14 protein-coding genes are annotated in these 21,075 nt (G+C 70.4%); 7 read left to right on the top strand and 7 right to left on the bottom strand.

The genetic code is table 11. From position 1 onward, the window contains the following. Positions 1-76 precede the first annotated feature (76 nt). Together CHR28_RS19005 and CHR28_RS19000 are read left to right on the top strand one after the other, a co-directional pair. Positions 77-979 (top strand): LLM class flavin-dependent oxidoreductase, encoded by a 903-nt coding sequence (locus CHR28_RS19005; protein WP_094054844.1) that lies wholly within the window; start codon positions 77-79, stop codon positions 977-979. An 86-nt stretch (positions 980-1,065) separates the two neighbouring features. Next, the gene (locus tag CHR28_RS19000; RefSeq protein WP_179272489.1) at positions 1,066-1,965 is read left to right on the top strand and encodes an HAD-IIB family hydrolase; all 900 of its coding nucleotides are present in this window, start codon (positions 1,066-1,068) and stop codon (positions 1,963-1,965) included. A gap of 4 nt (positions 1,966-1,969) precedes the next feature. On the opposite strand, the gene CHR28_RS18995 is transcribed toward CHR28_RS19000, so the two are convergent. From CHR28_RS18995 to hisC, 5 genes are all read right to left on the bottom strand, one after another. Continuing rightward, positions 1,970-3,052: a M23 family metallopeptidase gene (locus CHR28_RS18995; RefSeq protein WP_094054928.1), complete on the bottom strand. Its 1,083-nt coding sequence runs from the start codon at positions 3,050-3,052 to the stop codon at positions 1,970-1,972. A 212-nt stretch (positions 3,053-3,264) separates the two neighbouring features. Further along, positions 3,265-6,759 carry a thiol reductant ABC exporter subunit CydD gene (cydD, locus tag CHR28_RS18990; RefSeq protein WP_094054842.1) on the bottom strand — a complete coding sequence of 1,165 codons (3,495 nt, stop codon included), beginning with the start codon at positions 6,757-6,759 and terminating at the stop codon, positions 3,265-3,267. A gap of 37 nt (positions 6,760-6,796) precedes the next feature. Beyond that, positions 6,797-7,801 (bottom strand): cytochrome d ubiquinol oxidase subunit II, encoded by a 1,005-nt coding sequence (cydB, locus tag CHR28_RS18985; RefSeq protein WP_094054841.1) that lies wholly within the window; start codon positions 7,799-7,801, stop codon positions 6,797-6,799. Between the two features lie 20 nt (positions 7,802-7,821). Beyond that, a complete protein-coding gene (locus tag CHR28_RS18980) occupies positions 7,822-9,327 on the bottom strand; it encodes a cytochrome ubiquinol oxidase subunit I (RefSeq protein WP_094054840.1) in 1,506 nt (501 codons plus the stop codon). Between the two features lie 241 nt (positions 9,328-9,568). Continuing rightward, positions 9,569-10,648: a histidinol-phosphate transaminase gene (hisC, locus tag CHR28_RS18975; RefSeq protein WP_094054839.1), complete on the bottom strand. Its 1,080-nt coding sequence runs from the start codon at positions 10,646-10,648 to the stop codon at positions 9,569-9,571. 431 nt (positions 10,649-11,079) lie between these two features. Here hisC and CHR28_RS18970 point away from each other — a divergent pair, with 431 nt between their 5' ends. The 3 genes from CHR28_RS18970 to CHR28_RS18960 all read left to right on the top strand — a co-directional run bounded on the left by CHR28_RS18970 (position 11,080) and on the right by CHR28_RS18960 (position 14,615). After that, positions 11,080-12,192: a LacI family DNA-binding transcriptional regulator gene (locus CHR28_RS18970; protein WP_094054838.1), complete on the top strand. Its 1,113-nt coding sequence runs from the start codon at positions 11,080-11,082 to the stop codon at positions 12,190-12,192. A gap of 278 nt (positions 12,193-12,470) precedes the next feature. Then, a complete protein-coding gene (locus CHR28_RS18965; protein ID WP_094054837.1) occupies positions 12,471-13,562 on the top strand; it encodes a metallophosphoesterase in 1,092 nt (363 codons plus the stop codon). A gap of 183 nt (positions 13,563-13,745) precedes the next feature. Then, the gene (locus tag CHR28_RS18960) at positions 13,746-14,615 is read left to right on the top strand and encodes a hypothetical protein (protein WP_094054836.1); all 870 of its coding nucleotides are present in this window, start codon (positions 13,746-13,748) and stop codon (positions 14,613-14,615) included. 83 nt (positions 14,616-14,698) lie between these two features. On the opposite strand, the gene CHR28_RS38405 is transcribed toward CHR28_RS18960, so the two are convergent. Next, on the bottom strand, positions 14,699-14,935 hold the full coding sequence (locus tag CHR28_RS38405) for a hypothetical protein (protein WP_256984301.1): 237 nt from the start codon (positions 14,933-14,935) through the stop codon (positions 14,699-14,701). A 1,287-nt stretch (positions 14,936-16,222) separates the two neighbouring features. On the opposite strand from CHR28_RS38405, the gene CHR28_RS18950 reads away from it, so the two are divergent. Continuing rightward, the gene (locus CHR28_RS18950) at positions 16,223-17,026 is read left to right on the top strand and encodes a hypothetical protein (protein WP_143655859.1); all 804 of its coding nucleotides are present in this window, start codon (positions 16,223-16,225) and stop codon (positions 17,024-17,026) included. Between the two features lie 303 nt (positions 17,027-17,329). Here the strand turns inward: CHR28_RS18950 and thiC are convergent, their stop codons facing one another. After that, the gene (gene thiC / locus CHR28_RS18945; RefSeq protein ID WP_094054834.1) at positions 17,330-19,132 is read right to left on the bottom strand and encodes a phosphomethylpyrimidine synthase ThiC; all 1,803 of its coding nucleotides are present in this window, start codon (positions 19,130-19,132) and stop codon (positions 17,330-17,332) included. Positions 19,133-19,386: 254 nt separating this feature from the next. Here thiC and CHR28_RS18940 point away from each other — a divergent pair, with 254 nt between their 5' ends. Continuing rightward, a complete protein-coding gene (locus CHR28_RS18940; protein ID WP_094054833.1) occupies positions 19,387-21,030 on the top strand; it encodes a YibE/F family protein in 1,644 nt (547 codons plus the stop codon). Positions 21,031-21,075 lie beyond the last annotated feature (45 nt).

The raw sequence follows: 21,075 nt of genomic DNA, 5'->3' as shown, positions 1-21,075 counted from the left end.
TTTCCTTCGACTGCGAGCGGTGAGGTGTTTCACGTGAAACACGGGGGACCCTCCGGGCTCCTTTAGGCTCGATGGCATGAGTCTGCGTCTGAGCACCGTGATCCTCCCGTACCGCCGCTGGCACGAAGGCGGCCGTGCGGCCTGGACCCGTGCCGAGCAGCTCGGCTTCCACACCGCGTACACCTACGACCACCTCTCCTGGCGCACCTTCCGGAACGGTCCCTGGTTCGGGGCCGTGCCCACCCTCACCGCCGCCGCGACCGTCACCGACCGGCTCCGGCTGGGCACGCTGGTGACCTCACCGAACTTCCGGCACCCCGTGACCCTCGCCAAGGAGCTGATCTCCCTCGACGACATCTCCGGCGGGCGGATCACGCTGGGCATCGGTGCGGGCGGCTCCGGCTTCGACGCCACCGCGCTCGGCCAGGAACCGTGGACCCCGCGTGAGCGCGCCGACCGCTTCGCCGAGTTCGTCCCGCTCCTCGACCGGCTGCTCAGCGAGGGCGCGGTGTCGTACGAGGGGGACTTCTACGCGGCCCACGAGGCACGCAACATCCCCGGGTGTGTGCAGCGCCCCCGGCTGCCGTTCGCGGTGGCCGCGACCGGGCCCCGCGGGATGCGCCTCGCCGCCCGGCACGGGCAGGCGTGGGTGACCACCGGCGACCCCAAGCTGTACGAGAACGGCACACCGGAACAGTCGCTTCAGGCCATGCGCGGACAGGCCGACAGGCTCGCCGACATCTGCGCCGAGACCGGCCGCGACATGAGCGACCTCGACCGGATCCTGCTCACCGGGTTCACCCCGGAGCGCACGGGCCCGCTGCAGTCGCTCGACGCCTTCGTCGACTTCGCCGGACGCCACGCCGAGCTGGGCTTCACGGAGCTCGTGATCCACTGGCCGATCCCCGACTCGGACTTCGCGGCGGACGAGAAGGTCTTCGAGCAGATCGCCATGGAGGCCCCGGCGCAGCTGCGCTGAACCCACCGGCGGGCCTCCGGCCGGGAAGCCCTGGTGGGGGCGGGATCCACTCACCTGTGCACGGTCCCGCACGCCCGTGCAGGCATATGCGGGACAATGGCCGGGTGACCTCAGCGACCCGACAGCACGAGACCGCGGCCGAGACCCTCCCCCCGCGGCTGATCGCCACCGACCTCGACGGCACCCTGCTGCGCGACGACAAGTCGGTGTCCCCGCGCACGGTCGCGGCCTTGGCCGCCGCCGAGGAAGCGGGCATCGAGGTCTTCTTCGTCACCGGCCGGCCGGCCCGCTGGATGGACGTCGTCAGCGAGCATGTGCACGGCCACGGCCTGGCCATCTGCGGCAACGGCGCCGCCGTCGTCGACCTGCACGGCGGCCCCGGGGCCCACCGGTTCGTGAAGGTCCGTGAGCTGGCCCGGGAGAACGCCCTCGACGCCGTACGGCTGTTGCGCGAGGCCGCGCCCGGCACGGTGTACGCGGTGGAGCAGACGTACGGCTTCTACCAGGAACCGGCGTACCCGAAGCTCCACATGGAGATACCCGACAGCCTCGCCCCCGCCGAGGAGTTGCTGTCGGCAGGGCACCGGGCGGCCGGCGAGCCGGTGCTGAAGATCCTCGCCTACCACCCCGAGCTGGACCCCGACGCCTTCCTCACCCTGGCCCGGCTCGCCATCGGGGAGCGCGCCAACGTGACCCGTTCCAGCCCCAGCGCCCTGCTGGAGATCAGCGGCCCCGACGTGTCCAAGGCCAGCACGCTCGCCCTGTGCTGCGCCGAGCGCGGCATCTCGCACGAAGAGGTCGTCGCCTTCGGCGACATGCCCAACGACGTGGAGATGCTCACCTGGGCGGGCCGGTCGTACGCGATGGGCAACGCCCACCCGGACGTCGTCGCCGCGGCCTCGGGGCGGACCGTCGCCAACAACGAGGACGGGGTCGCGGTCGTGATCGAGCGCCTGGTGGCCGAACGGCTCCGGCCGCGCGGCTGACCGGTCAGAGCGACACTCCCCGGGCCGCGAGCCAGGACACCGGGTTCACCGCCGAACCGGACTCCGATGTGACCCGCGCCTCGAAGTGCAGGTGCGGCCCGGTGGAGTTGCCCGTGGTGCCCGACTGGCCGATCCACTGACCCGGAACGACCTGCTCGCCCTGGTCGACCGCCACGGACGCGAGGTGGGCGTACTGCGTGTAGTAGCCCCCCGCGTGCCGCAGCACGATCTCGATGCCGAAGGGCCCGCCGCAGGACACCCTCACCACCCGCCCCGCTCCCACGGCCCGTACCGGCGTGCCGATCGGCACCGCGAAATCCTGGCCGGTGTGCCGGTTCGCCCAGCGGGCACCGCCGCTGCCGTAGGACGAGGACAGGACGTACGTCTCCACCGGAGCCACCCACGCGCTCGTGAACTCCGTCTCCGGCTGGTCGAGCCGGACCGCCCCCCGGCACGCCCCGGCGGCGACCGCGGCGTCCGCCCGGCCCTGCAGCTCCTCACGGGCCGACTCCAGCTTCTCCTCGATGTCCGCCTTCAGCGCGGCCAGCTGGGCGTTCCGCTTCTCCAGCGCCTCCCACTCGGCGGCGGCCTTCGCCTCGTCCGCGGACAGGCGCGCCTCGGCCCGGCGGTTCTTGGAGATTGCGTTGTTCACGGCGAGGTCGGCCTGCGCGAAGGCGTGGTGACCCCGCATCAGGCCGTCGGGGCTGTCGGCCAGGATCATCTGCGCGGCCACCGGCAGACCACCGCTGGTGCGGTACTGGGCGCGGGCGATGCGGCCCAGATCCTCGTGCAGGGCGGCGATGTGCCGCCGCTGCGTGTCGAGGAGTTCCTCCGCCCGCCGGGCCTTGGCCCGTTGCTCCTCGGCCTCCGCGCGGCCCGCCTCGTACCGCTGCGTCGCCACCGCGGCCTCCTCGTACAACCGCACCACCTCGGCGCTCAGACCCGTCGCCACAGGGCCGCTGTGCGTCTCGGGGCCGTCGGCGGGGTCGGCGGGCTCCTCGTCCGCGGCCATGGGCCGGGCTCCGAGGACCGCCAGCACGCACAGCAGAACGGGAACGACCACGCGGTGGCGGCGAAGTGAGCGCATGTCAGCGATCGTGACCCAGGGGCGGGGCCCGGTCGCGTTCATCGCGTACGGCCGGGGGACCGGCTGAGCCGAACGGCTCAGCCCGGCGCCCTACCGGGCCCCTCTGGCCGCACCGCGACGAGCAACTCCGCGCCACCTGGCCCGTCCCTTGGGGACCCTCTAGGGCACCGCGACGAGCGCTCCGGCCCACCTGGCCCGTCCCCGGGGACCCTCTAGGGCACCGCGACGAGCGACTCCGAGGCCGCCTCGCGTTCCGCCATCCTCCGCAGCAGCCCGTCCACCGCCACCAGTTCCTCGTACCGCCCGCGCTGCACCACCCGTCCCCGGTCCAGCACGAGCACCTCGTCCACCGCCTCCAGGCCCGCCAGCCGGTGGGTGATGAGCAGCGTCGTGCGGCCCTCGGTGGCGGCCAGCAGGTCGGCGGTGAGCGCGTCGGCCGTCGGCAGGTCGAGGTGCTCGGCCGGCTCGTCGAGGACCAGGACGGGGAAGTCGGCGAGCAGCGCCCGGGCGAGGGCAAGGCGCTGCCGCTGCCCTCCGGACAGCCGCGCCCCGTGCTCGCCGACGAGGGTGTCGAGCCCCTCGGGCAGGCTGTCGGCCCAGTCCAGCAGCCGGGCCCGGCCGAGCACGGCCCGCAGGTCGTCCTCACCGGCGTCCTTCCTGGCCAGCAGGAGGTTCTCGCGCAGCGAGCTGTCGAAGAGGTGCGCGTCCTGCGCGCACAGCCCGACGAACGCGCGGACGTCGTCGCCGGGCAGCGCATGGGCGTCCACCCCGGCGAGCGTGTACGAGCCCGTGCGGGCGTCGAGGAACCGCAGCAGCACCTGGGCCAGCGTCGTCTTGCCGGAGCCGGACGGTCCGACCACGGCGATCCGGCGGCCCTCGCCGAGCGTGAGGTCCAGCCCGGCGAGGGCGTCCCGGTCCTGCCCCGCGTGCCGTGCGGTCAGTCCCTTGACGACCACCGGGAACGGCGACGCGGGCGCGTTGCGGGGCCGCTCGGGCTCCGCCACCGGCTCCGGCGCGTCCAGCACCTCAAAGACCCGCTCGCCACTGCGGCGCACCCGCTGCCGGTACTGCGCGGCGAGCGGCAGGCCCAGCACCGCTTCGAACGCGGCGAGCGGGGTCAGGACGACGACGGCCATGGCGACGCCGTCCAGCCGCCCGGCCGCGACGGCCTGCACGCCGGCCAGGGCGGCGGCCGTGACGGTGAGGCCGGAGATCAGCGCGGTGAGCCCGTCGCCGAGGGCCGTGGCCGTGGCGGCGCGCGAGGCGATCCGGGTGAGCGCCCTGTCGACGTCACGGGCCTCGGCGGTCCGCGCGGGCAGGGCACCGGCGACGGTCAGCTCCGCAGTACCGGTGAGCAGATCGGCCACCCGGGTCGCCAGCACCCCGCGGGCCGGGGCCAGCCGGTGTTCGGCCCGCCGGGCGACGGCGGCGGTGAGCAGCGGCACTCCGATGCCCGCGGCCAGCAGCCCGGCCGCGAGCAGCGCCCCGGCCTCGGGCAGCAGCCACGCCGTGAAGCCGACCGACGCGGCCGACACGACCACGGCCGCCCCGGCCGGCAGCAGCCACCGCAACCAGTAGTCCTGCAGCGCGTCCACGTCCGTCACGAGCCGCGCGAGCAGATCGCCCCGGCGCGTGCGGCGCAGGCCCGCGGGTGCGAGCCGCTCCAGCCTGCGGAACACCGCGACCCTGGTGTCCGCCAGCATCCGCAGCACGGCGTCGTGCGACACCAGCCGCTCGGCGTACCGGAACACGGCCCGCCCGATACCGAAGGCCCGTGTCGCCGTCACGGCCACCATCAGGTACAGCACGGGCGGCTGCTGCGAGGCCCGGGAGATCAGCCACCCGGACGTCGCCATGAGCCCCACGGCACTGCCGAGCGCGAGACTCCCGAGCAGCAGGGCGAGTCCGAGCCGCCCGCGCCGGGCGCCGGACAGGGCACGGACGCGTGCGAGGACACCGCCGGAGGCGGGCGCGCCGGCGGACGCGGCCGGGGCGGCCGTGGTCGTGTCGGCCGCGCCGGGCTCGGCGGACCGTGCCGCGTGGCCCGGGGCAGCCGCGGCGGACACCCCGGAGGTCTCCGGCTCCGCCAGCCGCACCACGCGGTCCGCCACCTGAAGCAGCGCCGGCCGGTGCACCACCAGCAGTACGGTCCTTCCGGCCGCCAGCCGCCGCACCGCCGCCACGACCTCGGCCTCGGTGGCCCCGTCCAGGGCCGCCGTCGGCTCGTCGAGCAGCAGCACGGGCCGGTCCGCGAGGAACGCCCGGGCCAGCGCGAGCCGCTGCCGCTGCCCGGCGGACAGTCCCGCCCCGTCCTCGCCGAGCACGGTCGCGGCGCCCTCGGGCAGCGCGTCCACGAATTCCAGCGCCCCGGCGTCCCGCAGCGCCCGCCGCACGGCCTCGTCGTCCGCGCCGGGCCGGGCCAGCCGTACGTTCTCGGCGATGGTCCCGGCGTACAGATGCGGCCGCTGCGGCACCCAGGCGATCCGGGACCGCCACTGGTCAAGGTCCGCCTCGGCGAGATCGACTCCCCCGGCCAGGACGCGCCCTTCGGCCGGGGTGACGAACCCCAGCAGGGCGCCGAGCAGCGTCGACTTGCCGGCGCCGCTCGGGCCGACCAGCGCGACCGTCTCCCCGGGCTCGACCCGGAAGGTCACCCCGGAGACGGCGTCACCCGACCGCCCGGGGTACCGGACGGTCACGCCCTCGAGGGCCAGCGTGCCCTCGGGCACGGCCCGGGAACCGGACGCCGGCACGGGCGTCTCCAGGACCTCGAAGATCTCCTCGGCCGCGGCGAGCCCCTCCGCCGCCGCGTGGTACTGCGCCCCGACCTGCCGCAGTGGCAGATACGCCTCCGGCGCCAGGATCAGGATGACCAGGCCGATGTACAGGTCCATCTCGCCGTGCACCAGCCGGAAGCCGATCGTGACGGCGACCAGGGCCACCGAGATCGTCGCGAGCAGCTCCAGCGCGAAGGAGGAGATGAAGGCGATCCGCAGCGTCCGCATCGTCGCCCGCCGGTACTCGCCGGTGATCCGGCGGATGGACTCGGCCTGTGCCTTGGCACGCCCGAAGACCTTCAGCGTCGGCAGTCCGGCGACGACGTCCAGGAAGTGCCCGGACAGCCGCGACAGCAGCCGCCATTGACGGTCCATCCGGGACTGGGTGGCCCAGCCGATCAGCATCATGAAGACGGGGATGAGCGGCAGCGTGCCCACGATGATGGCCGCCGAGACCCAGTCCTCGGTGACGATCCGCGCCAGCACCGCCACCGGTACGACCACCGCCAGACCCAGCTGGGGCAGGTACCGCGAGAAGTAGTCGTCGAGGGCGTCGACACCCCGGGTGGCCAGGGCGACCAGCGATCCGGTCCGCTGCCCGCTCAGCCAGCCCGGGCCCAGCCGGGTGGCCCGCTCCAGCAGCCGCCCCCGCAGCTCCGACTTCACCGCCGCACTCGCCCGGTGCGCGGCGAGCTCGGTGAGCCAGCCGACCAGCGCCCGCCCGACCGCCACGGCGACCAGGAGCAGCAGGGGAGTGCTCAGCTCGGACACCGCCAGGCCGTGCTGGAAGGCGCCGACGACGACTTCGGCGATGAGCATCGCCTGCGCGATGACCAGCCCGGCCCCGAGCGCCCCCAGGGCGACGACCGCCACCAGGAAGCCGCGGGTGGCACGGGCGTAGCGGAGCAGACGCGGATCGATTGGTTTCACGTGAAACACACCTCAGTGCACGGGATCGGCTTTGTGCTCAGTGCACGGGATCGGCGATGTGCTGCGTACCGATCCGCTTGCGGAAGACCCAGTAGGTCCAACCCTGGTAGACCATCACGACCGGCGTCGCGACCGCAGCGCACCACGTCATGATCTTCAGCGTGTACGGGCTGGACGAGGCGTTGGTGACCGTCAGGCTCCAGTCCGGGTTCAGCGTCGACGGCATGACGTTCGGGAACAGCGTCAGGAACAGCACCGCCACCGTGGCCACGATGGTGAGGCCGGACAGGGTGAACGCCCAGCCCTCGCGCCCGGCCCGGGCCGCGACCAGCGCCATGACCAGCGAGGCCACGGCCACGACCACGGCGACGAGCGACGCCCCGTCACCCTGCTCGGACTGCGTCCACAGCAGGAAGGCGAGGGCCAGCAGGGCGGTCACCGCGCCGACGCGCAGCGCCAGCTTCCGCGCCCGCTCCCGGATCTCGCCCACGGTCTTGAGCCCGACGAACACGGTCCCGTGGAACGTGAACAGCGACAGCGTCACCAGACCGCCCAGCAGGGCGTACGGGTTGAGCAGATCCAGGACGCCACCGGCGTAGTTGAAGTCCTGGTCGATCTTCACGCCGCGCACGATGTTGCCGAAGGCCACGCCCCACAGGAAGGCCGGCAACAGCGAGGTCCAGAAGATCGCCGTCTCCCAGTTGCGCTGCCAGTTCTCCTCGGGCCGCTTGACGCGGTACTCGAAGGCCACGCCCCGGACGATGAGGCAGACCAGGATGAGCAGCAGGGGCAGGTAGAAGCCGGAGAACAGCGTGGCGTACCACTCGGGGAAGGCGGCGAAGGTCGCGCCGCCCGCCGTGAGCAGCCACACCTCGTTGCCGTCCCAGACGGGCCCGATCGTGTTGATCAGCACCCGCTTCTCGGGCCGGTCGCGGGCGAGCAGCTTGGTGAGCACCCCGACCCCGAAGTCGAAGCCCTCCAGGAAGAAGTAGCCGGTCCACAGGACGGCGATCAGGACGAACCAGACGTCGTGCAGTTCCATGACGGTGCAGCTCCCTCGGCCTAGTAGGAGAAGGCCATCGGCTTGTCGGCGTCACGGAGGTCGCCGCCGATCTTCTTGGGCGGGTTGAGGTCGGAGTCGGTGAGCTCGGGCGGCCCCGCCTTGACGTACTTGACCAGCAGCTTGACCTCGATGACGGCGAGGATCGCGTAGAGCACGGTGAAGACGATCATCGAGGTGAGCACCTCGGCCTGGGAGACGCCGGGGGAGACCGCGTCCCGCGTCTGGAACAGGCCGTAGACGACCCACGGCTGGCGGCCCATCTCGGTGAAGATCCAGCCCCAGGAGTTGGCGATCAGCGGGAAGGCCATCGTCCAGACCGCCACCAGCCAGTACAGGCGGGTGAGCCGCGGCCGGAGCGGCTTGCGGAACAGCACCAGATGCGGCACCTCGTCGTCCCCGGTCCGGAAGGCCGCCGGCAGCAGGAACTTCTTCCGGGTGAGCCACAGCCCCAGCAGGCCGATCGAGAACGACGCCATGCCGAAGCCGATCATCCAGCGGAAGCCCCAGTAGGCGACGGGGACGATGGGCTTGTAGTCGCCGGGACCGAACTTCTCCTGCAGTGCCTTGTTGGTGTCGTTGATGCCCGGCACGTACGACTCGAAGTCGCTGTGGGCCAGGAAGGAGAGCAGGCCGGGTATCTCCAGGGCGACCTTGTTGTGCCCCTTGTCGACGTCCCCGTAGGCGAACACCGAGAAGGGCGCCGGCTTCTCGCCGTCCCACAGCGCCTCGGCAGCCGCCATCTTCATCGGCTGCTGCTCGTACATGACCTTGCCCAGCGTGTCGCCGCTGACCGCGGTGAGCAGCCCGCCGACGGCGACGGTGACCAGGCCGAGCCGGAGCGAGGTACGCATCACCGGGATGTGCTTCTTGCGCAGCAGGTGGAAGGCGGCGATGCCCACCATGAAGGCGCCGCCCGTCAGGAACGCCGCGGAGAAGCTGTGGAACACCTGGTTGAGCGTCGTGTTCTGGGTCAGCACCAGCCAGAAGTCGGTGAGCTCGGCCCGGCCCTTCTCGCCGTTGATCCGGTAGCCGACCGGGTGCTGCATCCACGAGTTCGCGGCGAGGATGAAGTACGCCGACAGCAGCGTGCCGATCGAGACCATCCAGATGCAGGCCAGGTGGATCTTCTTGGGCAGCTTGTCCCAGCCGAAGATCCACAGGCCGATGAAGGTGGACTCGAAGAAGAAGGCGATCAGGGCCTCGAAGGCGAGCGGCGCTCCGAAGACGTCACCGACGAAGCGCGAGTAGTCCGACCAGTTCATCCCGAACTGGAACTCCTGCACGATGCCGGTGACCACGCCCATGGCGATGTTGATCAGGAAGAGCTTGCCCCAGAACTTGGTCGCCCGGAGGTACTTCTCCTTCTCCGTCCGCACCCAGGCGGTCTGCAGCCCGGCCGTCAGCGCGGCCAGCGAGATCGTCAGGGGAACGAACAGGAAGTGATAGACGGTGGTGATGCCGAACTGCCATCGCGCCAGGGTCTCCGGCGCCAAAGCCAGGTCCACGTCGCCGCTCCTTACATACGCTTGTGAAAGCGTTCACATTCACAAGCCATTATGCAGCACGCACTTTCGACGAATGGAGGGGGCCCCATGTGACGCTCGTCAACCCGGTCGGCCTGGGCGTGAGAGCGCCGGTTTCACGTGAAACAAGGGCGCCGGTTCCGCTGAAACAAGCGCCCGGATACGCAGCGAGCCGGCCGGCGCCCAGCGCCGACCGGCTCCTCTCACATCCCGTGCTCAGCCGCTAGAGCTCCTTGCGGAATCCCTCCGCCACCTTCAGGAAGATGTCGTTGGCCTCGGCCTCCCCGACCGTCACCCGCACACCCTCGCCCGGGAACGGCCGGACGACGACACCCGCCTGCTCACACGCCCCCGCGAAGGCCACCGTGCGCTCCCCCAGCCGCAGCCACACAAAGTTGGCCTGGGTCTCCGGCACCGTCCAGCCCTGGGCACGCAGCCCGTCGACCACACGCGCGCGCTCGCACACCAGCGAGCCGACCCGGCCCAGCAGCTCGTCCTCGGCCCGCAGCGAGGCGATCGCCGCCTCCTGGGCCAGCTGGGTCACGCCGAACGGCACCGCCGTCTTGCGCAGCGCCGCCGCCACCGGCTCATGGGCGATGGCGAAACCGACGCGCAGCCCGGCCAGACCGTACGCCTTGGAGAAGGTCCGCAGGACGCACACATTGGGCCGCTTGCGGTACAGCTCGACGCCGTCGGGCACCTCGGGGTCGCGGATGAACTCGCGGTAGGCCTCGTCGAGCACCACCAGGACGTCACCGGGGACCCGGTCGAGGAAGCGCTCCAGCTCCGCCCGGCGCACCACCGTGCCGGTCGGGTTGTTGGGGTTGCAGACGAAGATCAGCCGGGTCCGGTCGGTGATCGCGTCGGCCATCGCGTCCAGGTCGTGCACGTCACCGGGGGTCAGCGGCACCTGCACCGAGGTCGCGCCGCTGATCTGCGTGATGATCGGGTACGCCTCGAAGGACCGCCAGGCGTAGATCACCTCGTCGCCCGGGCCGGAGGTGGCCTGGATGAGCTGCTGGGCGACGCCGACCGAACCGGTGCCGGTGGCCAGGTGGGTCAGCGGCACGCCGAAGCGCTCGGACAGCTCGTTCATCAGCCCGGTGCAGGCCATGTCCGGGTAGCGGTTGAAGGAGCCGGCCGCCGCCGTCACGGTCTCCATCACACCCGGCAGCGGCGGGTAGGGGTTCTCGTTCGAGGACAGCTTGTAGGCCACCGGCCCGTCGGCCGCGGCCGGCTTGCCCGGCTTGTAGGTGGGGATTCCCTCCAGCTCGGCGCGCAGCTTCGGGCTCGTCTCGCTCACCGCAGTCCTCCTCGCGAAGACCGGCGGCCCCTGACCGCCGCCGACATCCAATGCTCCTCACCTTATGAGGATTCGGCACCGCTGCGTATAGCCACAGCGAACCCACGGGCGTCGGCCTCGCCTGTCCCACCGGCATCAGGGGCATCACCGTACGAAGGCGTACGAATTCAGGGGCGCGCCGCACATATATCTACGCGCCGGTGGTGCACGCCGTGGCGCGCATCCCCCGTGCAGGTGAGTTGAGACCTCTTCGCAACCTCGACCCCTTGGCAGGCCGGTGCGCGCCGACACGTCACGTACTGGCATGGGAGCGCTCAACACCCTTGCCTTCCAAGGTAATTGGGCCTTATTGATCATGCAGAAACGTGCCTGTCAACGCGTGCATATGCGTCCGCACTACCCCACCGCATGAGCCCTACTATCGGCTCGCCATGACAGCAGCAGGGAAGCACCAGGTGAGCCGCGCGGAAACCTCACGGCGAGGCAGCCGGCCGGGTCGGGCGGGTATCAGAGACGTGGCCGCCGCCGCCGGAGTCTCCATCACGACCGTCTCCGACGCCCTCAACGGCAAGGGCCGGCTCCCGGACGCCACCCGGCGTCATGTCCGCGAGGTCGCCGACCGGCTGGGCTATCGGCCCTCGGCCGCCGCCCGGACGCTCCGTACCGGCAAGTCGGGCCTCATCGGCCTGACCGTGACCACCTACGGGGATGAACCTTTCACCTTCACGGAGTTCGCGTACTTCGCCGAGATGGCGCGCGCCGCCACCTCCGCCGCGCTCGCCCGCGGGTACGCCCTCGTGATCCTGCCCGCGACCTCCCGCCACGACGTGTGGTCGAACGTCGCCCTGGACGGCACGGTCGTCATCGACCCCTCCGACCAGGACCCGGTCGTCAGCGAACTCGTCCGGCAGGGTCTCCCCGTCGTCTCCGACGGCCGCCCGGCCGGCGCGCTGCCGGTCACGGCCTGGGTGGACAACGACCACGAGGCCGCCGTCCTCGGCATCCTCGACCACCTGGCCGACGCCGGCGCCCGCCGCATCGGCCTGCTGACCGGCACAACCACGGACACGTACACCCATCTGTCGACCACGGCCTACCTGCGCTGGTGCGAGCGCGTCGGCCAGGACCCGGTGTACGAGGCCTACCCGGCGCACGATCCGTGCGCGGGCGCCGTCGCCGCCGACCGGCTGCTGGCCCGGCCGGACCGCCCCGACGCGGTCTACGGACTGTTCGACCCGAACGGCACCGACCTGCTCGCCGCCGCCCGCCGCTACGGCCTGCGCGTCCCCGACGACCTGCTGCTGGTCTGCTGCAGCGAGTCCACCGTGTACGCCAACACCGAACCGCCGATCACCACGCTCTCCCTGAAGCCGCGCCGCATCGGCACGGCGGTGGTCCAGCTGCTGATCGACGCCATCGAGGGCGTGGAATCCGACCACCCGGTGGAGCAGGTGATACCGACGGAGCTGATCGTGCGCACCTCGTCCCAGCGACGCCCGCCGCGCACGACGGTCAGCCCGCCGCGTTCGCCCGAGGAGACGTAGGCCCCCGCCCGGGCCGGGGGAAGGTCGCTCTCCTGGGGAGAAACGGGGCCGGTCCCCCGGAGAGACGGCAGCGTTCTCGCGAAGAGAAGACGAGCGAGGACGGTCACACGGTGGTCGAAGCCCGGCGCAATCGGGGCGAAAGCCGCGGTGAACTGGACTCTTGCTCTGATTCACCACCCCTGGGTCATCACATGGCGCGATCCGCATTCCTATGATGGGCCCACGACACCGGCGGACCGCTACGACCAGGCAGTCCGATGCGGTGCAGATGCGGCGCGATGGTGGAGGGGTCGATGACTCAGGGGGCCGGTCAGGGACCCGAGGTGGAGCGGACGGCGACGTTGCGCGACTTCCGGGTGCCCGCGTACGTCCACGAGACCGGTCCGTACGTCCACAGCGTCCACCCCGGCGACGTCGCGCCGCCGTCCGAGGAGACCTATCCCGAGGGATACACGCCGACCCAGCGTGACCTCCCCGTCGTCAACCGGGGCGACACTGTCCAGGTGACCGTCGATCCCGAGACCGCCGCCGCCGCGCCCGCCGCCACCGGGCAGGGCCCGCTGTACGTGGTGGGTGACGTCCACGGCTACCTCGACCAGCTGGTGGCCGCCCTCCAGGAGAAGGGCCTGCTGGACGCCGCCGGGAACTGGTGCGCCGGCACCGCCCGGCTGTGGTTCCTCGGCGACTTCACCGACCGCGGGCCGGACGGCATCGGCGTCATCGACCTGGTCATGCGGCTGTCCGCCGAGGCCGCCGCGGCCGGCGGCTACTGCAAGGCGCTCATGGGCAACCACGAGCTGCTGCTGCTCGGCGCGAAGCGGTTCGGCGACACCCCCGTGAACTCCGGCGCGGGCACGGCCACCTTCCAGGCGGCCTGGCTGCTCAACGGCGGCCAGAAGACCGACATGGACCGTCTCCAGGACCACCACCTGCAGTGGATGGCCCGGCTGGACGCCGTCGAGGAGGTCGACGGCCACCTGCTCGTGCACTCGGACACCACCGCCTACCTCGACTACGGCCGCTCCATCGAAGAGGTCAACGACACCGTCCGCGAGACGCTCACGCGCAATGACGCGGACGAGGTCTGGGACCTGTTCCGCAAGTTCACCAAGCGGTTCTCCTTCCGCGACGAGGGCGGCGCGGACGCCGTGCGCACCCTGCTCGATACGTACGGGGGCACCCGCATCGTTCACGGCCACAGCCCGATTCCGTATCTGCTGGGCGAGGTCGGCTCCGAGGAGGACGAGGAGCGCACCGACCCCGTCGTCGAGGGACCGCACGTCTACGCCGACGGACTGGCCATCGCGATGGACGGCGGCGTGACCATGGCCGGGAAACTGCTGGTCCAGCAACTGCCGCTGGCTCCCTGAGCGTTCACCGGGCAGGCCGGTCCCGTCACAGGACCGGACCGGTGAAGGGCCAATTTCGGTAAACCCCCTGTCACCCCCCACCGTCACCGCTCTACCATCGGCTTATCCGTAGCAGGCTCCCCTCCGTTTCTGCCCGACGGCTCGTCAGCATGCCGAGCCACAAGCCCTACGGAGCATCGGGGGATGCACATGAACAGCGTTCCGCAGCACCTGCTGAGCGAGGACCGCCAGGAATACGAGCGGATCCTCGATGAGGCGCTGCGCTCCGCACCACACCGCCCGGAGCTGGCCGCGGTCGGACAGCGGCTCAACTCCGAACAGCTGCGCACCATGGCACTGAACGCCACCGCGCTCATCACGGCCGCCGCGTCGGCCGAGTACCAGCACTACGTCAAGGTCCGCGACGAGCTGCGCCAGCCGGCGTCGTCGAGCTCGCCGTCCGTGCGCGAGTCCGGTTCCGCCGAGCCGGGCGCGGGCGGTTCGGGGCTCGCCGCCACCATGGGGGAGGTCGCCGCCGAGACCGCCGGTGCGGGCGCCGTCGCCGTCGTCGCCGTCCTCGCGCCCGTCCTGGCCGGAACCGCCGCGGCGATCTTCCTGCTCGTCGGCTACATCCTGCAGATGATCGACCCGGAGCAGGGCTTCGCCCGGACCATGCTCACCACGGGCTGGGTCTTCGGCGCCGTGACCGCGGTGGCGATCCTCGTCGCCGCCGTGGGACTGCTGCTCACCGCCCTGCGCAACAAGCCGACGGCCGAAGGCGGCCCCTACGGCGAACTGCGCGGGGAGGTGGAGCAGGCCAGAGAGGACTGGCGTCAGGCCCTGCTGGAACGCGGCATCCTGCCCTTCCTGCGGGAGGCGCTCGCCGATCCGGGCGCGGCCGCCGCGCTGCACCCCACGTCCACTACCGCCCCGGTCAGCCGCATGCCGCACCTCGGCTACGACCGCCCGGGTTTCTCCAGCCCGGACGACGGCAGCCGCGGCTCACGGCCGAGCTTCAGCAGCCCGGACTACACCAGCCCGGACTTCGGAGGACCGGAACACCAGCCGGAGTAGCCGAGCTGTCGGCCTGGGACCGGCACGGGCGGCTGGACGTGGGCCGGCTTGGCGTGGGCCGGCTTGGCTTGGCGTGTGCGCGACTACAGGCGTCGCAGGATCTGTGCCTCCACCCGCTCGACCGTGCGGCGGCTGAAGGCGTGCACCAGCGCGAGGTGGTAAAGCGCTGGAGCCGTCGGCGCCCACCGGTGGACCCGGTCGTCGCGCAGCAGGTACCGGACGACCGTCGCGGGGCGGAAGGGGACGAAGTCGATCATCCGGTGCTCCCAGCGGTCGGCCACACCCCTGCTCATCCGGGTCTGCAGATCCGTGCTCCGCACCTCGCGCAGCCTGGCATGGAAGTGGGCGCTCCACCCCCTCCTCTCGACGTCCAGAACGAAGGCCAGCAGGTCGAGCGTGTACTCGTCGGCCTCCAGGGAGAGTTCCTGACCACCGCGATGTTGACCCCAGGCTGCACTGGAGGAAGGCCGGGGCCTTGAGCGGCTCGTCCGGGTCCAGGTAGCGCGACCGGGGTGTCGTGCCGTCCGGGAGCCGGCGGTCGAGCTGCTGGGCGGCGAGGAAGGTGTAGTAGTCCGTCGGCCGCAGGCGCAGGTGAACCTCGGGCCGCTCCTCCAGCGCCGTGCGCGAGATGTCGAGGGACTCGACCGCGTACCGGGGGCCGTTCCACAGAGGGGTCCGCCCCTCGGCGCGCACCTGCTCGCTCTCCGCCGCGATCTCGTCCCGCCAGCCCGCCATGTCCGGGGGCAGCGTCACCTCCTCGTCGAGTACGTGCACATGAACCGTGTCGGGTGATATGGGCAGTTCGCCGTCGCCCTCGACGATCAGCGCGGTCGTCTGGAGCGGGCCGAGGGAGAACGCCCGCCAGGCGGGCGCCGACTCGTCCCCGCGTCCGAGACTGCGAAGCGCGCTCGTCGAGCGTCTGCGCAGGCGGAACCACGCGTCTTGCAACGGCTGCTGGAACAGCACGGCGAACAGCATGCCGAGGGCGGCGCCCACGACGCCGTTGACCACATCGATCCCGTCCATGTCAGCGACCTTAGGGATCTTGGGGCCGGGCGGGCGCCGCCGTGCTCTTTCCGTGACGCGGTCGTGAGGCCCGGTCAGTCCGCGATCGGCAGGTAGACGCGGTTGCCGCTCGCGAGCAGCGTCAAGCGCCATGCCCGTACCAGCTCCCCTAGTCGCGCGCGATCAACTGGCGCACGCCTACGGGTGACCAACCCACGTGCGCCAGACACACGTTGACCGTACCTGCGTCACCGCCCCTGAGCGAAGGGCCGCCAGAAGCGCGGCCAACGGGCCCCAGCACCAGCACATGCCTTCGTCTCACCAAGGACTCAGTACGCGACCGGTTAAGGGCGCTTACGGAAAGAGGCATCATTTGAGCTTCCCTTGAGTAATGAGGCTGGCAATTTGAGCCTGATTTGAGGAAACGAACTCCTCGCCACATCCCAGGCCTACAGACGTCGCCGCACACATCGTCACCACTCTCTCAACTGATCTCTTGCAACTTGATCACACAGCTCATAAGATCGCACTGCGCAAAGCCGGGGGCGTGTCCATGACACGAACGAGCTCGCGTACGACCACTGACCAAAAAAGGAAAATAAATGCTTAAGTTGCACAGCCGTCGCCAGCGGGGGACTCTGGCCGGGGTGGCCATTACCGCGACAGCATTGATTGCAACACTGACGCCTTCAGCTACAGCCGTAGAGAAGTCGGACCCTCCCACATGGAATTCGGTGCTTACTGCCGCGCTGCTGAAGAGAGTGAGCGACGGAACCGGAAATGCGGCTGACATAGACGCTGTGAAGCGCGAGCCGGAACTTGCAAAGATTGTCGTCGATCCGAGTCGCACGGAAACGACCATCGAAGAAGCCGTCATCACGGATGACGGGAAGGCTGTGAGCTCTGACGGCAAACCGCTGACGCCGGAGCAGGTGGCCCGAATCATGCCACCCACCAGTGCAACACCAAGCAACGAGGCGGAAGAGGTCATCACGCCCGAAGAGACTGAGGCCGATGGCGCAACGCTCGCCACGTTCGCCGCGACTGCAGGCGTCAAGGGCGGCAAGTGGAAGATGACTCACATCACACACACCCATCGCAGCTACTTCGGCTCGGTGATCTTCAAGTACCACACCTATGCAGAGTTCAACTACGGCAGTGGTAAGGTGCGCGCTTGGGGCTCCCGCTACGACGACTTCTCGAATGAGCAGGACGTCGTGGAGGTGGACAATAAGAGAATTACCAACGCAAAGTCCAGAGTCCCCGCATCCTCGGCCACTTCCAAGATGAAGCGAAAAGTGCAGCTGTGCGCTGTCAAGTATGGTTGTTACGCAACCCTCTACCCGTGGGCCCAGGTGAAGGTCTATGGTACGGGCAAGACCAAGTATGACGGCAGCGGCGCCTAGCAGGGAGCTAACATGAAATCTCTAATCGGACAGATAGCGTTGATCATTGCTATCTTCCTGGCTCTACTGCTGACTCTGGGGTCCGGCTTTGGTCAGGTTGAAATCACGATCTGGTTCGTGGCACTCATCGGACTGATTTCAGTCTCGGTTTGGCGGCATCGCCGAAAGTCGCATGCCTAAGGTTCGATAGAGAAGTGCCACTGCGGTGGTGGCGCCTCAACAGCCTCGCGTGAACCAACAGGCGGTGCGTGCTCCCGACCGAGCTTGGGCCAGTCGGGAGCACGTACCGCTCTCAGGTGAGGCTCAGTCAGCGATCGGCAAGTAGACCTTGTGGCCCGCCTCCGCGAACTCCTTCGACTTGCGCAGCATCCCCTCAGCGATCTCCTCGGACGAGGCTCCCTCAGCGGCTGCACCACCGAACCGCTCTGTGATGCTTTGGCTAATCTTCATGCTGCAGAACTTCGGGCCGCACATCGAGCAGAAGTGGGCCGTCTTGGCGGGTTCCGCCGGCAGGGTCTCGTCGTGGAACTCCCGTGCCGTGTCCGGGTCGAGGGCCAGGTTGAACTGGTCCTCCCACCGGAACTCGAAGCGCGCGTCGGACAGGGCGTCGTCCCACTCCTGCGCGCCCGGGTGCCCCTTGGCCAGGTCGGCCGCGTGGGCGGCGATCTTGTAGGTGATGACGCCGGTCTTGACGTCGTCACGGTTCGGCAGGCCCAGGTGCTCCTTGGGCGTGACGTAGCAGAGCATCGCCGTGCCCCACCAGGCGATCATCGCGGCACCGATGCCGGAGGTGATGTGGTCGTACGCGGGCGCGACGTCCGTGGTCAGCGGGCCGAGCGTATAGAACGGAGCTTCATCGCAGATCTCCTGCTGAAGGTCGATGTTCTCCTTGATCTTGTGCATCGGGACGTGGCCCGGGCCCTCGATCATCGTCTGTACGTGGAAACGCTTCGCGATCCGGTTGAGTTCCCCGAGCGTGCGCAACTCCGCGAACTGCGCCTCGTCGTTGGCGTCGGCGATGGAACCGGGCCTGAGGCCGTCGCCGAGCGAGTACGTGACGTCGTACGCGGCGAGGATCTCGCAGAGCTCCTCGAAGTTCTCGTAGAGGAACGATTCCTTGTGGTGCGCGAGGCACCAGGCGGCCATGATCGAACCGCCGCGCGAGACGATGCCGGTCTTGCGGTTCGCCGTCAGCGGCACGTACGCCAGGCGGACGCCCGCGTGGACCGTCATGTAGTCCACGCCCTGCTCGGCCTGCTCGATGACCGTGTCCTTGTAGATCTCCCAGGTCAGCTCCTCGGCCCGGCCGTCGACCTTCTCCAGAGCCTGGTAGAGCGGCACGGTCCCGATGGGGACGGGGGAGTTGCGCAGCACCCACTCGCGCGTGGTGTGGATGTTGCGGCCGGTGGAGAGGTCCATCACGGTGTCGGCGCCCCAGCGGGTCGCCCAGGTCATCTTCTCGACCTCCTCCTCGATGGAGGACGTCACGGCCGAGTTGCCGATGTTGGCGTTGACCTTCACCAGGAACCGCTTGCCGATGATCATCGGCTCGATCTCCGGGTGGTTGACGTTGGCCGGGAGCACCGCCCGGCCGGCCGCGATCTCGTCGCGCACGACCTCCGGGGAGACGTTCTCCCGGATGGCGACGTACTCCATCTCGGGCGTGATCTCGCCGCGGCGGGCGTACGCGAGCTGAGTGACGGCCTTGCCGTCCCGGCTGCGGCGCGGCTGCCGGGGCCGCCCGGGGAAGACGGCGTCGAGGTTGCGCAGGCCGCCGCGGGGTGAGGTGTGCTTGATGCCGTCGTCCTCGGGCCGGACGGGGCGGCCCGCGTACTCCTCGGTGTCGCCGCGGGCGATGATCCAGTTCTCGCGCAGCGGCGGCAGGCCCCTGCGGACGTCGGTCTCGACGAGCGGATCGGTATACGGGCCGGATGTGTCGTACAGCGTGACCGACTGCCCGTTGGTGAGGTGCACCTGACGGACCGGCACCCGCAGGTCGGGGCGGGTGCCCTCGACGTACGCCTTGTGCCAGCCGATGGACTTCCCGGCCTCCTCGGACTGTCCGTCCTGAACGGAGGCAGGCGTGCGTGCGTCCTTGTTGGTCATGAGACCTACTCCCTACGCCGGCATTACCCGGTAACAGGTTCGGCGGTCGACGCAGCGGCTTCCGTCCGGTGACGTTTCGTGTGAAACATCACTCGACTCCGGCGATGTTTCATGTGAAACATCGCCGGGACGGAGGTCAGCGCCCTCTCAGCCCGGTGCTCCGAGCTCCCGCGTGTACAAAAGGTGCCTCCACGCTAGCGGCAATCTTGGCGCGGTGAACAGAGGGCCCCCGTCGTTCTTGCGATGATCGGTCGGTGACCACGACACAGCGCCCCCCGTACCCTCCGCCCGAACCGCCCCGCGGATACGGGTCACGGCCGGAGGGTGGGTACGCGCCCCGCGACGGCGGCGGGTACGGCCACGGCGACCGCGGCGGACTCGGCCCGGGCGACACCGGCCGCCAGAACGACGGTTCCGGATACGGCTCCGGTGACGGATACAGCTCCGGTGACGGATACGGCTCGAACTCCCCGGGTCCGGGTTCCGGCCCGGGCGGCGGCGGTCACGGCGACGGCCGGGGAGGCGACGGTCACGGCGACGGCCGGGGAGGCGGCGGTCGCGGATCCGGTGGAGGCGACGGGCACGACCACGGGTCCGCGCCGGGCGGTGGGCACGGGCACTCGCACAGCCACGGCCCGGCCACGCCTGTCTCGATGCACCTGCGCAAGGTCATCGCGGCCATCCTGATCCCGTTCGCCGCGGCGGTGCTGGTCGGTCTCGCCGTGCTGTGGCCCGGTGGCGCCCCGCCGCACGAGCGCACCGGCGTCGGTTTCGACCGGCAGACCCAGCAGGCCACGGTCACCGAGGTCGTGGACATCAGCTGCAAGGAGGCCGGTGCCTCGGGGGTCCCGCCGACCGGCGACACCTCCACGGCCGAGGGCTCCTCGGCCGTTCAGCAGGAGAACGGCACCTGCAAGCGGGCCACGATCCGGGTGGACAGCGGCAAGGACAAGGGCCGCACCTTCACCGAGATCGTCCAGCCCGACCAGTCCCGCCAGCTGCACGAGGGCCAGGAGGTCGTGGTCGCCTACGAGCCCTCGGCGCCCAGGGATCTGCAGTACTCCGTCACGGACGTCAACCGGCGGGTGCCCCTCGCGCTGCTCGCCGGCATCTTCGCGCTCGCCGTGGTGGCCGTCGGGCGGCTGCGGGGCGTCATGGCGCTGGTCGCGCTGGCGATCAGCTTCCTCGTCCTGAACCAGTTCATCCTGCCCGCGATCCTGCAAGGCTCGAACCCGCTGGTCGTGGCGGTGGTCGGGGCGAGCGCCATCATGCTCATCGCCCTGTACCTGTGTCACGGCCTGTCCGCCCGGACGTCCGTGGCGGTGCTGGGCACCCTCGTCTCGCTGCTGCTGATCGGTGTCCTGGGCTCGGTGTTCATCGGCTGGGCCGCGCTCACCGGCAACACCGACGACAACACCGGGCTGATCCACGGGCTCTATCCGACGATCGACATGAGCGGTCTGCTCCTCGCCGGTGTCATCATCGGCTCGCTCGGTGTCCTCGACGACGTGACGGTCACCCAGACCTCCGCCGTCTGGGAGCTGCACGAGGCCAACCCGGCGATGGGCTGGCGGGGCCTCTACCGCGCCGGCATCCGGATCGGCCGCGACCACATCGCCTCGGTCGTCAACACGCTCGTCCTCGCCTACGCGGGTGCCGCGCTGCCGCTGCTCCTGCTGTTCTCCATCGCGCAGAGCAGTGTGGGCACGGTCGCCAACAGCGAACTGGTCGCGGAGGAGATCGTGCGGACCCTGATCGGTTCGATCGGCCTGGTCGCGTCGGTGCCGGTCACCACGGCCCTGGCCGCGCTGGTGGTCTCGGCCGACCGCCCGGGGACGGAACCCGTCGCGGAGCCCGCCGTGGCGCGAGCGGGGCGGGGCCGGCGCCGCAAGCGCTGACAGACCCCGTAAGCGCTGACTGACCCCGTGGGCACGGAAGGGCAC

Origin of the sequence: Streptomyces sp. XY006, assembly GCF_002237655.1 — a bacterium.
In the GTDB taxonomy this organism is placed as follows: domain Bacteria; phylum Actinomycetota; class Actinomycetes; order Streptomycetales; family Streptomycetaceae; genus Streptomyces; species Streptomyces levis.
This window is presented reverse-complemented; position numbering and strand designations above follow the sequence as displayed.